Source organism: Pallidibacillus thermolactis (assembly GCF_025660415.1).
GTDB lineage: Bacteria > Bacillota > Bacilli > Bacillales > Caldibacillaceae > Pallidibacillus > Pallidibacillus thermolactis.
The window spans coordinates 36,550-51,406 of the sequence record NZ_JAOUSE010000005.1; the positions used below are offsets into that span (position 1 = coordinate 36,550).

Sequence of the window (14,857 nt, forward strand, 5' to 3'; positions counted from 1 at the left end):
GATTAGTACATCAAGTAGGTAGAAGATTCATCTATAGTATAATTTCAGATTAATAAATTAATCTGTTATTTCTTGTTGTTAATAGAACTTGTTGTTAATAGAAAAGGAGGGAGACTATGAACGGTAATATGCTTTATCTTCAATATATGAAACCAGGGTCAGAATACTTCAGTAAAATGAAGGTAATAGAAAGAGATACAGAATATGAACTAAAAGGAGTACCTGATACATATACAATTATTTCAGAAGAAGACTCAGTTTGGAAACATTATCAAGTTAAGGGATTAATCCTTCCAGAGCAGGGTTGGAAAATCCACGTAACTGCAACTTTGGAAGAATCACAAAGTTTACTAGAGAGGGTTGCTCATATATGTATTGAACAAAAGGTAACGTTTAAACATCTTAAGGATAGAGATAGTTTTCTTCGAATGAATGCAAAGGACGCTAATCGTGCTTCTTCTGGGAAATTTATAACAATATATCCTATCAATAACAAACATTTTGTTGAATTGTTAGATATTATTTCAGACGCAACCAAGGATTTCAAAAAAGGACCGTATATTCTAAATGATAAGAGATGGAAAGATAGTAATGTATTCTATAGATATGGAGGATTTGGAGCTATATTAAATGAAAATGGAGAGCATTGTATTAGAGATTTGGAAGGAAATTTAATTAAAGATCAAAGAACTCCCTTTTATCATGTTCCAGATTTTGTAAAAGATTTTGATGATTATCTTAATTCTATAAATAAATACGTTGAAAAAGAAAAAATACAGGAAGGAAATTTAGAAAAATACGATATTGAAAATGCAATTAATTATAGTAACGCTGGTGGGGTATATTTAGCGACCAGGAAAAAGGACAAAATGAAAGTTATTATAAAGGAAGCTAGACCAAAAGCTGGTTTAGATGGGGCGGCCCAAGATGCTATAGCAAGACAAAAAATTGAATATGAGGCATTAATAAAACTTAAAGATATACCTGGTGTTGTTGATTTGATTGACTATTTCCAAGAATGGGAACATTGCTTTTTGGTTGAAGAATACATTGAGGGACAAGACTTAAGACAATGGACTGCACAAAATTTCCCTTTTATTGGGACTAGGAATAATATTAAAATATATACAGAAAAAGTTAAAGACATACTATTACAACTTTTCACCTTAATAGATAATATACATAAAAATGGAGTAGCTATGAATGATTTGCAACCCGCAAATGTAATAGTAACAGATGATTTAACTGTTAGGTTAATAGATTTTGAAACTGCTAAGCCTGTATATTCTGAAGAAAGAACTGGTATGGCTACAATTGGGTTTGTTTCACGGGATATCAAAGTGAGTGGTGCAAGAGATTGGTTTGGACTAAAAAGATTAATTAAATATTTAGCACTTCCAGTTACCTCCTCAGAAGACTTGGATGGATATCTGCAGAATAATCACTTTAATTGGATGAGGGAAAATTACGAAGAGTCATTTTTTAACTTTATTGTAAAATTACAAAAGAAATGTGATATGAGAATAAAATCCTACCAAGAGTATACCCCTAGAGAAATTAATCTAAATAATCACTCAAGTAACTATAACATCTCCTTTATTATCGATAAGCTGTTAAGAGGAATTAAAAAAAATTTGACAAATGATGAAAGATTCATAAATGGCGACATACGACAATTCGAGATGAGCGGTGGAAAATTTAACTTTTTGACTGGTGGAAGTGGGGCTGCTTTTACTCTTATTAAAAAACAAATCTGCTCTAAAGAAGTTGATAATTGGATTAATAATTATTTATTAGATAACTTAGATAAAATAGAAGACAATGGATTATTGACAGGAAAGACTGGTATATTGGCTCTACTTTATGAAAGTGGTTATATAGATGTTGTCAATAATGAGCTAATGAATATAAAAGAGAGTATTAATGAGAAAAATATTTCTTTACGCTCAGGTATTGCAGGAGTAGGTTTATTCATGATTAGTTTATATTTAGAAACAAAGGATAAAAAATATTTGGATATATCTGAAAATTTAGATAGATTAATTGACTTAAACAGAATGAATGGTGAGCCGTTAAAAACTAATGACTGGATGGCAGTAGATATAGGAGTAATTGATGGATTAGCTGGTGTATCTTTGTTTTATTCAGCTCTTTATTCAGCTACCAATAATGAGAAATATTTAGAAAAGGCTGAGTCATTTTTAAAGAAAGATTTAGAGAGAACACAGAAAGATGATACATCGGGAGTACTTCAAACACTTGATAATAATAATCGCTTATTGCCATACCTCTCTGGAGGATCTATTGGAATTGCTATATCAATATGGTTCTTAAATCATGTGAGTGGAAAAGACCTTTATAGGGAAGAGATGGACGCAATTTTAAAATTATACAAAACACGTTGCACAATTAGCGGCAGTTTATTTGATGGAGCAGGTAGTTTTCTTTTAATCCCATCAATGATTGAGTCTGGTAAATCGCGTGAAGAAATACTCTCTAGTGTATTAAGTCTACTTAATATATTTTTAATTGAGAAAGATGATTACTATGTCTTTCCAGGGCAATTTTCTTATAGATTGGCAGATGACGTGTACACTGGAAGTTCAGGAATAATTTTAGCATTGATGGCAATTGTTAAGGAAAATCCATTATACTGGTTACCTTTAATCAATGTTGACAAGTTTTTAGAAAGAACAAAAGCTAAGCAACTACTGGAACAGTAACAAAATCTAAATACTTTTTGCTAATCAGCAAGTAAACACTTGCGAATTAAGTACTTATTAAAAGGAGGTGAGGAAAATGAACAAGGTACTTGAATTACAAAAACTGGCCCATGATACAGAAGGAAAAGGTCAAGCAGCAGAAGCAACAATTACTACAACATGGACAGTGACAACAACTACAGGCTTTTGGTCCACATTAAGTCAAAGTTGTTAACTGAATTAACTTGTTATTAAAATTTAATAACTTTAAATTAACAAAACAAAACTCTATAAATGTACAAAAAATTACTTTGGGGCTTAGCTGAAGTGGAGTTCAGCTAAGCGCCTTTTAAACAATTCAATCATATTTTATAAAAAAATTCAACAGAAGGTGTTAGAATAATAGCAATCAAAAGATTATTAGAGATAGCAAAAACTCCCGAGCCGTTTAAGGAAGGGACACATGAGATTTGGCTTGATCAAGAAAGAGCAGATCTAGTCATGAAGTCATATTTTGATGAGAATATCCCTGGGGGTAGCAGGGGAAGTGGTTTTATTAATGAAGCTGTTGATTTTAGCGAATTAAGTACTTATTAAAAGGAGGTGAGGAAAATGAACAAGGTACTTGAATTACAAAAACTGGCCCATGATACAGAAGGAAAAGGTCAAGCAGCAGAAGCAACAATTACTACAACATGGACAGTGACAACAACTACAGGCTTTTGGTCCACATTAAGTCAAAGTTGTTAACTGAATTAACTTGTTATTAAAATTTAATAACTTTAAATTAACAAAACAAAACTCTATAAATGTACAAAAAATTACTTTGGGGCTTAGCTGAAGTGGAGTTCAGCTAAGCGCCTTTTAAACAATTCAATCATATTTTATAAAAAAATTCAACAGAAGGTGTTAGAATAATGGCAATCAAAAGATTATTAGAGATAGCAAAAACTCCCGAGCCGTTTAAGGAAGGGACACATGAGATTTGGCTTGATCAAGAAAGAGCAGATCTAGTCATGAAGTCATATTTTGATGAGAATATCCCTGGGGGTAGCAGGGGAAGTGATTTTATTAATGAAGCTGTTGATTTTATTCATAATGTTGCACCTGTTGAAAAGTACAAGAATATTGTTGATTTAGGCTGTGGCCCAGGCCTATATTCTCAAAGATTAGCAAAGTTAGGATATGAAGTTGTAGGAATTGATTTTAACAAAAATGCTATTGATTTCGCAATTAATGCGGCAAAAGAAGAAAACTTATCAATAGAGTATAGAAATGAAGATTTTACAAGTATCGAACTTGAACAAAAATTTGATATAGCTCTACTAATCTATCAAATTTATGGAGTCTTTGGACCTGAAAAAAGAAAAAAAATACTTCGCAATATCCACAGTGGTTTAAAATCTGAAGGATTATTACTAATGGATGTGTTATCTGAGAAGAGTTATGAGAATTATGAACAAAAATTAATGTGGTGGATAGCGGATAAAGGTAGCCCATTTTCTGATAAGGAACATTTGGTACTATATTCTTCAAAAAAATTCCCTAATAAAGTTACTTTGGCAAGTAATGTAATTGCTTTTGGGGATGGAAAATTAATAAATTATAACTACTGGAATCAACATTTTAGTATTGAAGATTTGGAAAAGGAAGTAAATGAAAGTGGATTTAAACTTGAAAAGGTTTATGCTGATGTTAATGGCGGGGAATATTCAGATGAATTAGATTCCTTTGCAGTATTATTAAGGAAAAAATAAAAACATTCTGCAGCTATGACTGATTGTAAAACTTACTTAATCTGAAACTCTATTTAGTATTCGGTTTAATAATAAAAGAGTAATCTAACATTATTTAATACTGAATCCTAGGTTATTATTTTAATAAGTTATATACTAAAAAGGATTTTACGTAAGCATTATTAGAAAGAAAATTTTTAAAATGAAAAGGATAATTCAAATATGAAAGGTTTATCTTTTAAGCAATTCATTGGTATTATAAATAGGTACAGGCCCTCACGTTTGTTACTTGGATTGGCATTTTTATTAACAATTATTCAAAGTGGTGTTTCGCTTTTCGTTCCATTGATTGCGATGAATCTTGTTGATTTATTAGTAATAGAGGAAATAAATGTATTAATTTTACTTGGTTTAGTTGCACTATTCATGTTTCAAATTGCACTTTCAGCTATCTCATATTATATGATGGTTTTAATTGGCGAGAAAATTATTGTACGATTAAGAGAAGATTTATGGAATAAAGTAATAAGATTTCCAGTAAGATTTTTTGATTCTAATAATTCAGGAGAGATTATGAGTAGAATTACAAATGATACATTTGTAATGAAAAGCTTTTTCGTTGATCAGTTAATACCTTTTATTACTGGTTTAATCTCTATTGTTGGTTCTGTTATTATCCTTTTCCTAATAGATTGGACAATGGCACTAATTTTCCTAATTGTATTTCCACTTGCGTTTTTAATAATAAATCCCCTTGGTAAAAAGATGTATGCTGTTTCAAGAAATTTGCAAAGTGAAACTGCATCATTTCAGGGGAATCTTAATAGGGTATTAAGTGAAATACGATTAGTAAAATTTTCTGTTGCTGAAGATGAGGAATCAATTCGGGGGAGTAACCATGCTAGAAAGCTATATAATTATGGTATACAATCTGGAAAAATCCTAGCAATAGTGTCTCCTGTTATCACATCGACAAATCTTATGGCTTTAATATGTATTTTTGGTTATGGTGGTTACCAAGTTGCAACTGGTGGTATGTCAGCAGGAGCATTAGTAGCGATTGTATTTTATATTTTCCAGATTGTTACCCCATTAACAAATATGGCTCAATTTTTTACTCATGCCCAAAGAACAATGGGAGCAACAGAGCGCATTAAGTCATTGTTAGAAGAAGAATCTGAAGAAGATATTGTAACAAATATTGATAATCTCTCTATAAAAACAGAACCTGGAATTACATTCGCAAATGTTAGATTTTCCTATTCTGCTGAAAAAGAAGTATTAAATAATATATCTTTTTCAGCTATAAAAGGTCAAAAAACGGCAATTGTAGGTGAAAGTGGAGCAGGAAAAACAACGATATTTTCTTTGATAGAGCGATTTTATCAAATAGATAATGGGGATATTCTTTATAATGGAAAATCTATTTATTCATATAACTTAAAGGAGTGGAGAGAAAAAATCTCTTATGTTAGCCAAGATACACCTATTATGGAAGGTAGTATTAGAGATAACTTGTTGTACGGAATAAAGCGAGACATAAGTGAATCAGAAATTATTAAGTCTTTACAGATTTCTGATTTAGAATCCTTTGTTTCTTCTCTCCCCCAAGGCTTAGATACAGAAGTAGGAGAAAAGGGGGTACGTTTATCAGGTGGTCAAAAACAAAGAATAGCTATTGCTAGGGCTATTATAAGAGATCCAGAAATCTTATTATTAGATGAAGCTACAGCTCATTTAGATGGTCAATCCGAATCTCGTGTTCAAGATGCGTTAAATAATTTAATGAAGAATAGAACGACAATCATTATTGCGCATAGGCTTTCAACTGTTAAAGATGCGGATTGCATTGTTGTTTTAGAGAATGGAATAGTGTCAGGATATGGTAAACACTATGAATTGTACCAATCAAATCAATTGTATAAAAAATTAGTTGACCAACAATTAATTTCTAATGAATTAGAGCTTCAGGTGAATAGTTGAGAAATATTTTTAAATAAAAATTATATAATAATGAAAAATTGAAAAGGCTACCGCGATTGATATGCTTCCCTTAAGGTAGACTGATAAAAAATAAAAATCAGCTTACCTCAGGGGGAGTTTTTGTGTCTAACAAATGTTATTCAAATGAAAGGCCGTTTATTCTTACTTGATATCTTCATTGTTTGAGAAGTAAATGTATTCTTCAATTGCTTATAAGAGTTCTTCAAATGTCTCACATTTATGTAAATCGTACTTCTCACATTTGAGTGCTCCCAGAACAATTCCATTGGTCCGTTATCAATACACTTTTCAACTCTTGACAAACTGTGCGTCATTCCTGCCTCATCTATTCTTCGTTAATTACTTCATACTTAAATTTGTGGAAAATTCCCCAATTTTCTTGCCTAGCAAATTGAGGATAGGCAGATATAAAGTTAATTATTATCGAAGCTTGGTCTAGATTAGGATATGCGTCGAATAAAAACCTATCTCCGTACCGAATCGCTGTTAATGCAAGTGGCAATTCACGTCTAAATACTTCATTGCGTTTTGCTATTACATTTAAATCATATTCCCCTTGATCTAAATATATATAAACATAGTAATATAAGAACTTACCACTTTGTTTCCATGTTCCTAATACTTCATCTCTATTAGAATTGATATTTCCCCATACATAATGAAGTCCAATTGTTAAAAAAAGTTCACCTGTAACATCGGAGTGAGTGAGTGTGTAACATCTTGGAAAGATGGGACCCGTAGCAGTAACACCATTGGCGTATGACACAAAGAGTCTCCCTGGATTGAAATTGCTCATGCAATAAACTCCTTTCTGCCAATTATTTATAAATATGCTTATAACTATTTATTTATTCGTAAGTAGTCATAAGTCTCCAATTCTGCACACACACTCCTCTAAAAATATAATTAGAAACTTTCCTACTCATGAGGCATTTGCGACGCTCCCTTTTTTATTTTCAAGTTAAATACATTTTCAATGATTTAAATCTATGTTATAATAAAATCAAAGTTGATATGATGTAGAGATAAGGAGACCAAAAAACGAGTCGAAGTATGCCCTTCGCCTTAGTTTTTTGGTCTTTTTGTTTGTTAACCACTAATTTTTAGGAGGCCAAAACTATGCAGTTTTCAAATAAAAATCGACAAAAAATTATTGATACATTTAAAAATAATGAATTTGATGTTGTTGTTATAGGTGGTGGTATTACTGGGGCAGGAATTGCCCTTGATGCAACAACTCGAGGAATGAAAGTAGCTTTAGTAGAAATGCAGGATTTTGCTGCAGGTACGTCTAGTCGTTCTACGAAACTTGTTCACGGTGGTTTACGTTATTTAAAACAATTCCATGTAAAACAAGTAGCAGAAGTAGGACGAGAGCGAGCCATTGTATATGAAAACGGGCCGCATGTAACAACACCTGAATGGATGTTATTACCATTTTTTAAAGATGGAACTTTCGGGAAATTTTTTACATCAATTGGATTAACTTTGTATGATCGCTTAGCAGGTGTTAAAAAAAGTGAACGAAAAAAAATGTTAACAGCAGAGCAAACATTACAAAAAGCACCGTTAGTAAAAAAAGAAGGTCTTAAAGGTGGCGGCATTTATGTTGAATATCGTACAGATGATGCACGATTAACAATTGAAGTCATGAAAAAAGCTGTTGAAAAGGGTGCAACAGTTCTAAATTATTCAAAAGTAGAAAAATTAGTTTATTCAAACGGGAAAGTCATTGGCGTTGAAGTTATAGATCAAGTAACGGGTGAAACATACAAAATTCGTGCGAAAAAAGTTGTAAATGCAACAGGTCCATGGGTGGATACGATCCGTGAAAAAGATAACTCTAAAAAAGGGAAGGTATTACAATTAACAAAAGGTGTTCATATTGTTATCGACCAATCAAAATTCCCATTAAAACAAGCGGTATATTTTGATACGCCGGATGGACGAATGGTCTTTGCTATTCCACGCGAAGGAAAGGCATATGTCGGTACAACGGATACTTTTTATGATTCAGATCCGATAAATCCGCAAATGACGAAAGAAGATCTGGACTATCTTTTAAAAGCGATTAATTTTATGTTTCCAGATGTAAAAGTATCGGAGAAGGATGTAGAATCAAACTGGGCAGGAGTCCGTCCATTAATTTGGGAAGAAGGAAAAGATCCTTCAGAAATTTCACGTAAGGATGAGATCTGGGAATCTGAATCTGGATTAATGACAATAGCAGGCGGTAAATTAACAGGTTATCGAAAAATGGCTGAAAAAATTGTTGATTTATTAGTTGATAAATTTGAAAAGGAATATGGAAAACAGTTCGGTCCATGTGTGACTAAACACACTCCGATATCTGGAGGAGATGTAGGCGGATCCGCTAAATTTAATGAGTTCATAAATGAAGCTAGTAAAATAGGCCAATCAAGCGGTTTATCAAAAGAAGAAGCAGAAAGTCTCGCATCGAAATATGGCTCGAATGTATATCGGTTATTTGATATTGTGAAAAATAACGCTGATACAGCAAAAGAATTTGAATTGCCTATCACACTTTTTGCAGAATTACAATATGCGTTAACTTATGAAATGGTTGTTACACCTGTAGACTTCTTCCTTCGTAGAACGGGAGCGGTACTATTTAATATTCATCTCGTTAATCAATATAAAGAAAATGTAATCCAATATATGCAATCTTATTTTAATTGGGATCCAGAAATGACAGAGCGTTATCAAAGGGAATTAGAGGAAATATTAAAACAGGCTCAATTTGTAAGTGAACATTAAATACAATAGATTTTCATTTTTGTAGTTCGAAGCCTATACCAATTTGAATGTATTTGGGTAGGCTTTGCTACTTTAATCGCCATACAATTTGTATTCAATCATAGGTCAAAGAATGTGGCACCTTAATCTGTTATTTCTTATAACTCTCCCTATTGGTGTCTTAGGTGTGCTCTTTTCTTCTTTTTATTCTTCGTCTACATTTTTTGTTAAAATAACAATGATATTAAAATGAAAAATTAACTAGATAAATTAGGTGAATAAGATGGATTTTACGAAGCAAACAATTATTCCTGTAATTGGTAATATGAAAGATGTAGATTCAATAATGACGAGTAATTATGAATATTATGCTGTATTAAATGCTCATATTTCTAGACTTAAACCTATTTTTAAACTGGCAAGTCAATATGAGAAAAAGATTTTAATTGATATTGATTTAATTAAAGGTCTAAAGGCTGATGAATTTGCAACTGAATATATTTGTCAAGAATTCAAACCGTATGGAATTATATCTACGAAGCCAGCTGTAATTGAAAGAGCTAAACAAAAAGGTGCTGTCACAATTCAACGTATATTTCTACTCGATACGAATTCGATGGAAAAAAGCAGTAAACTTATCCAAAGAACGGATCCAGATTTTCTAGAACTGTTACCCGGTTTAGTTCCGAAGCTTATCAAGCAATTTTGTCAACAGACTGAAAAGCAAATTATCGCTAGTGGCTTTATTGAGACGGTAGAGGAAGTGGAGCAAGCCATAAATGCTGGTGCAATTACGATTACGACATCAAGTAAAAACTTATGGGAATATTATGAACCGCAAGAATAATAAATTCCTTTTAATTATGGTTGTTTGAAGTAAGAACCCGAATATTTAACAACATATCTACGTTATTAAAGTTAAAATAGAGATTCATGTTGACAGCGTTTTCTCCTTGTGATAAATTCAATTTACAAGTTAATGATGAAGGTTATGTGAAAGAGAATAGGAGATCACAAACTTATCTTTATCGATAGGTTACGTGGTCTCTTTTTTGTATCTATTCGTAAAGGGGTGTATGGTAATGACATTATTTTTAGCAGAATTGGTAGGTACTTCGATCTTAATTATTCTAGGGGTCGGTGTATGTGCCGGAGTAAGTTTAAAAAAATCAAAGTCCAATAATAGTGGATGGGTTGTGATTACTTTTGGATGGGGGCTTGCTGTTGCAATGGGGGCATATGCTGTCGGTCAGTATAGTGGGGCTCATTTGAATCCTGCCTTGACTCTCGCCTTTGCACTATCAGGTGATCTAGCTTGGAATCTTGTACCAACTTATATTATCGCTCAAATAATCGGTGCTTTCATTGGAGCTGTTATTGTATACTTTCAATATTTACCTCATTGGAAAGAAACAAAGGATCAAGTTGCGATTCTTGATACTTTTGCAACAAGTCCAGCCATCCCGCATTTATTCGGTAACTTCATCAGTGAAGTTATAGGAACGTTCGTATTAGTGCTCGGGATTTTCGCAATAGGAGCAAATGAGTTTGCTAATGGTTTAAATCCTTTCATTGTAGGTTTTCTGATTGTTAGTATTGGGATGAGTTTAGGTGGTACAACAGGGTATGCTATTAATCCTGCAAGGGATTTTGGTCCGAGATTAGCACATGCTTTATTACCAATTCCAAATAAAGGTAAGTCAAATTGGGGTTACGCTTGGATTCCGATTGTAGGTCCAATTGTTGGAGCATTATTAGCAAGTGTATTTTATAATTGGGCATTTCAAAGTCAATTTTTAGCCGGCTCATGGTTTGTTTTGATTGGAAGCGCTATTATTTTTGTTGTAATATATGCAATAACAAAAAAGAATTCAGTTGAAAAAAGTGATATTAACATAGTTAAATAAGTATAGTTTTATAATTTAAGCATAGCCATATTATAAATCATAAAAAACGTATAAACGTTATGAAATATGAAAGTAGTAGATAAGTAGTATTATAGAGATGGGAGAGAAATCATAATGGAAAAATTTATGTTAGCGATTGACCAAGGTACAACAAGTTCACGGGCAATTTTATTTAATAAAAAGGGAGAAATCGTTCATATTGCACAAAAAGAGTTTACCCAACATTTCCCGAAACAAGGCTGGGTGGAGCATGATGCCAATGAGATATGGGGATCAGTTCTATCTGTTATTGCTACATGTTTAGCTGAGTCCAATATTAATCCTGAACAAATAGCAGGAATCGGTATTACGAATCAGCGGGAAACAACGGTTGTATGGGATAAAAATACGGGAATGCCTGTTTATCATGCGATTGTTTGGCAATCACGTCAAACAGAAGGAATTTGCCAAGACTTAAAAACGGCTGGTTATGAACAAACAATTAGAGACAAAACGGGATTATTAATCGATCCTTATTTCTCTGGAACGAAGGTAAAATGGATTTTAGACAATGTCGAAGGTGCAAGGGAGAAAGCGGAGAAAGGTGACTTGTTATTTGGTACTATTGACACTTGGTTAATTTGGAAATTCTCTGGTGGTAAAGTTCATGTAACCGATTATTCCAATGCATCACGCACATTAATGTATAATATTCATGAGCTTAAGTGGGACGATGAGCTTTTAGATATATTATCCGTTCCATCATCCATGCTTCCAGAAGTTCGACCATCCTCTGAAATTTATGGATATACAGTTGATTATCATTTTTTTGGACAAAATATTCCAATTGCGGGCGTTGCCGGTGACCAGCAAGCTGCCTTATTTGGTCAGGCATGTTTTCAACCTGGAATGGTAAAAAATACGTATGGAACAGGCTGCTTTATGTTAATGAATACAGGAGAAAAAGCAATCCAATCGGAACACGGTTTGTTAACCACGATTGCTTGGGGAATCGATGGTCGTGTTGAATATGCCTTAGAAGGAAGTATATTCGTTGCTGGGTCTGCCATTCAATGGTTGCGTGATGGATTACGTATGTTTAAACATGCTGGGGAAAGTGAAGAATACGCTACAAGTGTTGAATCAACGGAAGGTGTATATGTAGTCCCAGCTTTTGTAGGTTTAGGTACACCATATTGGGACAGTGAAGCTCGTGGAGCGATTTTCGGACTAACAAGAGGAACGACAAAAGAGCATTTTATTCGTGCAACCCTTGAATCATTAGCGTACCAAACAAAAGATGTATTAAATGTCATGGAGAAAGACGCAAAAATTCCTGTTAAGTCTTTACGGGTTGATGGTGGAGCAGTCGCTAATAACTTTTTAATGCAATTCCAAAGCGATATCTTGAATGTTGCGGTAGAAAGACCTTATGTAAAAGAAACTACTGCCCTCGGTGCAGCATATTTAGCAGGATTAGCTGTAGGTTATTGGGAAAATCAAGACGAAATTGCGAGACAATGGAATCAAGAAAAAGATTTCCAACCAAGTATGACGGAAGAAGTTCGTAACGAGCTTTACAAAGGTTGGAAAAAGGCCGTTAATGCAACAATGGCGTATAAATGATAAAGTTATTTAGTTTATAGTTGAGAAGGAAAGGATGGGTCCCATATAAAGTCTCTTTTGGGCCCACTTTTTTATATATTTATATCGCAACTAAAAAAATAAAAATTTAGCATTGACTTTTGATTGTTGAAATAATATATTATTAATTAATTTATTAAATAATTAGATTTTTAAAGTAATAGATAATTAAATAAAATCTTCTTATCAAGAGAGGTGGAGGGACTGGCCCAATGAAACCTCGGCAACGGGCATTTTTGTACCGTGCCAAATCCTGCAAGGTTTTTACCTTGGAAGATAGGAAGAGGTCTTATAATTATGATGCATTTAAACCTCTTCTTATTTCAGAAGAGGTTTTTTTAATTTAAAAAACATCAGTATTTGTACAACGTTTCCCATAACGAAATAGAGAAATCGATTAGTAAAAAATTTAGAACTTATTCATTTGTATAAAGGAGGATTATCCGTGATTGAGTTCATTAATCTTGAGAAGGAATATAAAAGTAAGGATAAGACAGTTCATGCTTTAAAAAATATTAATCTTAAAATTAACAAAGGAGAAATATTTGGAATTGTTGGGTATAGTGGTGCAGGGAAAAGCTCCCTACTCCGATGTGTAAATTATCTTGAGCCTCCTACATCTGGTCAAGTAATTGTAGATGGACAGGACTTAACTCAATTAACTGAAAAACAAATTAGAGAAGTAAAACGAAACATAGGTATGGTTTTTCAACATTTTAATTTGTTAAATTCAAAGACAGTTTATGCTAATGTAGCAATGCCACTTATTCTAGCTAAAAAACCGAAAGAAAGAATACGTGAAAGGGTTATTGAGTTACTGGAGTTTGTTGGTTTAGCAGATAATCTTAATGATTATCCTGATCAATTGTCAGGTGGACAAAAGCAACGTGTCGGTATTGCAAGAGCTTTAGCTACACAACCATCTATTTTACTCTGTGATGAAGCCACATCAGCACTGGATCCTCAGACAACAAGTTCCATTCTTCAATTATTGAAAAAAATTAATGAAGAATACAAAATTACGATCTTAATGATCACCCATGAAATGTCAGTTGTAAGTGAAATATGTGACCGAGTCGCAGTGATGGAATCAGGAAAGATCATAGAAGTAGGTACTGTATTTGAAGTATTTTCAAAACCAAAGACAGAAACTGCAAGGAAATTTGTAAGTACAGTAATGAATGATCAATTTCCTCCATCAATCAAAGAAATTTTAAAAGAGGGAAATCGTTCGAAAAGTATTTACCAAATCCGTTTCTTTGGTCAGCAAACAGAAAGCCCCCTTATTTCACAAGTGGCCAAAAAATTCAATGTCGATATAACGATCTTGTTTGGTAATGTTACAGAATTACAAGGGCAATCTTTTGGTAACTTGATCATTGAATTTATTGGTGATGATATAGAGATTCAACGAGCTATCAATTATTTGAATCATCAGCAAATACATCTAAAGGAAGTGACAAGTCATGCTAGTTAATGGAGAGCAAATTATTGAGGCATTAGTTGAGACGATACAAATGGTTAGTCTATCTTTATTATTCTCTGTTTTACTAGGATTGCCTCTAGGGATTTTCCTTTTTGTTACACGTAAAGGTCAAATATTAGAGAATATCCCAATATTTACTGTGCTTAATGGAATTATTAATATTTTTCGTTCGATCCCATTCATTATTTTATTGGTCGCTATCATACCGCTTACTAGATTAATCGTGGGTACTTCTATTGGTACTTCTGCAGCAATTGTTCCACTTGTCTTTTATGCTGGTCCTTACATTGCAAGATTAGTTGAAAGTTCACTTTTAGAAATAGACCCGGGGGTACTTGAAGCTGCAAAAGCGATGGGAGCAACTCCATTACAGACTATATTTCGATTTCTACTTCCAGAAGCACTAAGTTCATTAGTCGTAAATATAACAATTGCTACTATTGGTTTGATTGGAGCTTCCGCAATGGCAGGTACAGTTGGCGGAGGTGGAATTGGTGATTTGGCAATTACCTATGGTTATCAACGGTTTGACACTGTCACAATGGTGATAACAGTTCTCATTTTAATTATTATGGTGCAAGGAATTCAATCCTTAGGAAACATATTGTCAAGAAAAATTAGAAGAAGATAATGACAGAATTG

The 14,857-nt window shown here is 33.1% G+C and carries 12 protein-coding genes and 1 riboswitch; of the genes, 11 read left to right on the top strand and 1 reads right to left on the bottom strand.

Annotated elements, in window-relative coordinates; translation table 11 throughout:
• Positions 1-116: 116 nt before the first annotated feature.
• The 5 genes from lanKC (at position 117) to OEV82_RS03165 (ending at position 6,421) form a co-directional block, all read left to right on the top strand.
• The gene (gene lanKC / locus OEV82_RS03145) at positions 117-2,723 is read left to right on the top strand and encodes a class III lanthionine synthetase LanKC (RefSeq protein WP_263060991.1); all 2,607 of its coding nucleotides are present in this window, start codon (positions 117-119) and stop codon (positions 2,721-2,723) included.
• Positions 2,724-2,799: 76 nt separating this feature from the next.
• Complete coding sequence (locus tag OEV82_RS03150) at positions 2,800-2,937, top strand: class III lanthipeptide (RefSeq protein WP_263060992.1); 138 nt, start codon at positions 2,800-2,802, stop codon at positions 2,935-2,937.
• Between the two features lie 377 nt (positions 2,938-3,314).
• On the top strand, positions 3,315-3,452 hold the full coding sequence (locus tag OEV82_RS03155) for a class III lanthipeptide (protein WP_263060992.1): 138 nt from the start codon (positions 3,315-3,317) through the stop codon (positions 3,450-3,452).
• Positions 3,453-3,619: 167 nt separating this feature from the next.
• Entirely contained in the window at positions 3,620-4,459 is an 840-nt protein-coding gene (locus OEV82_RS03160) for a class I SAM-dependent methyltransferase (RefSeq protein ID WP_263060993.1), read from the top strand.
• A gap of 201 nt (positions 4,460-4,660) precedes the next feature.
• Entirely contained in the window at positions 4,661-6,421 is a 1,761-nt protein-coding gene (locus OEV82_RS03165; protein WP_263060994.1) for an ABC transporter ATP-binding protein, read from the top strand.
• 346 nt (positions 6,422-6,767) lie between these two features.
• Here the strand turns inward: OEV82_RS03165 and OEV82_RS03170 are convergent, their stop codons facing one another.
• Complete coding sequence (locus OEV82_RS03170) at positions 6,768-7,238, bottom strand: staygreen family protein (RefSeq protein WP_173662486.1); 471 nt, start codon at positions 7,236-7,238, stop codon at positions 6,768-6,770.
• Positions 7,239-7,561: 323 nt separating this feature from the next.
• On the opposite strand from OEV82_RS03170, the gene OEV82_RS03175 reads away from it, so the two are divergent.
• From OEV82_RS03175 to OEV82_RS03200, 6 genes are all read left to right on the top strand, one after another.
• On the top strand, positions 7,562-9,220 hold the full coding sequence (locus tag OEV82_RS03175; RefSeq protein ID WP_263060995.1) for a glycerol-3-phosphate dehydrogenase/oxidase: 1,659 nt from the start codon (positions 7,562-7,564) through the stop codon (positions 9,218-9,220).
• A gap of 262 nt (positions 9,221-9,482) precedes the next feature.
• Positions 9,483-10,046, top strand: a complete 564-nt coding sequence (locus OEV82_RS03180) for a glycerol-3-phosphate responsive antiterminator (RefSeq protein WP_263060996.1) — start codon at positions 9,483-9,485, stop codon at positions 10,044-10,046.
• Between the two features lie 235 nt (positions 10,047-10,281).
• The gene (locus tag OEV82_RS03185) at positions 10,282-11,106 is read left to right on the top strand and encodes an MIP/aquaporin family protein (RefSeq protein ID WP_173659815.1); all 825 of its coding nucleotides are present in this window, start codon (positions 10,282-10,284) and stop codon (positions 11,104-11,106) included.
• Between the two features lie 114 nt (positions 11,107-11,220).
• Entirely contained in the window at positions 11,221-12,711 is a 1,491-nt protein-coding gene (glpK, locus tag OEV82_RS03190; RefSeq protein ID WP_263060997.1) for a glycerol kinase GlpK, read from the top strand.
• Positions 12,712-12,909: 198 nt separating this feature from the next.
• Positions 12,910-13,012, top strand: a riboswitch (SAM riboswitch).
• A 162-nt stretch (positions 13,013-13,174) separates the two neighbouring features.
• Complete coding sequence (locus OEV82_RS03195) at positions 13,175-14,206, top strand: methionine ABC transporter ATP-binding protein (protein ID WP_263060998.1); 1,032 nt, start codon at positions 13,175-13,177, stop codon at positions 14,204-14,206.
• Positions 14,196-14,846: a methionine ABC transporter permease gene (locus OEV82_RS03200; RefSeq protein WP_173659184.1), complete on the top strand. Its 651-nt coding sequence runs from the start codon at positions 14,196-14,198 to the stop codon at positions 14,844-14,846. The genes OEV82_RS03195 and OEV82_RS03200 overlap by 11 nt, the downstream gene beginning before the upstream one ends.
• The last annotated feature ends 11 nt before the right edge of the window (positions 14,847-14,857 follow it).

What these genes read in the sequence shown, in the direction of transcription:
- lanKC (WP_263060991.1), top strand. Translation starts at nt 117, where the DNA reads ATGAACGGTAATATGCTTTATCTTCAATATATGAAACCAGGGTCAGAA.
- OEV82_RS03150 (WP_263060992.1), top strand. Translation starts at nt 2,800, where the DNA reads ATGAACAAGGTACTTGAATTACAAAAACTGGCCCATGATACAGAAGGA.
- OEV82_RS03155 (WP_263060992.1), top strand. Translation starts at nt 3,315, where the DNA reads ATGAACAAGGTACTTGAATTACAAAAACTGGCCCATGATACAGAAGGA.
- OEV82_RS03160 (WP_263060993.1), top strand. Translation starts at nt 3,620, where the DNA reads ATGGCAATCAAAAGATTATTAGAGATAGCAAAAACTCCCGAGCCGTTT.
- OEV82_RS03165 (WP_263060994.1), top strand. Translation starts at nt 4,661, where the DNA reads ATGAAAGGTTTATCTTTTAAGCAATTCATTGGTATTATAAATAGGTAC.
- OEV82_RS03170 (WP_173662486.1), bottom strand. Translation starts at nt 7,238, where the DNA reads ATGAGCAATTTCAATCCAGGGAGACTCTTTGTGTCATACGCCAATGGT.
- OEV82_RS03175 (WP_263060995.1), top strand. Translation starts at nt 7,562, where the DNA reads ATGCAGTTTTCAAATAAAAATCGACAAAAAATTATTGATACATTTAAA.
- OEV82_RS03180 (WP_263060996.1), top strand. Translation starts at nt 9,483, where the DNA reads ATGGATTTTACGAAGCAAACAATTATTCCTGTAATTGGTAATATGAAA.
- OEV82_RS03185 (WP_173659815.1), top strand. Translation starts at nt 10,282, where the DNA reads ATGACATTATTTTTAGCAGAATTGGTAGGTACTTCGATCTTAATTATT.
- glpK (WP_263060997.1), top strand. Translation starts at nt 11,221, where the DNA reads ATGGAAAAATTTATGTTAGCGATTGACCAAGGTACAACAAGTTCACGG.
- OEV82_RS03200 (WP_173659184.1), top strand. Translation starts at nt 14,196, where the DNA reads ATGCTAGTTAATGGAGAGCAAATTATTGAGGCATTAGTTGAGACGATA.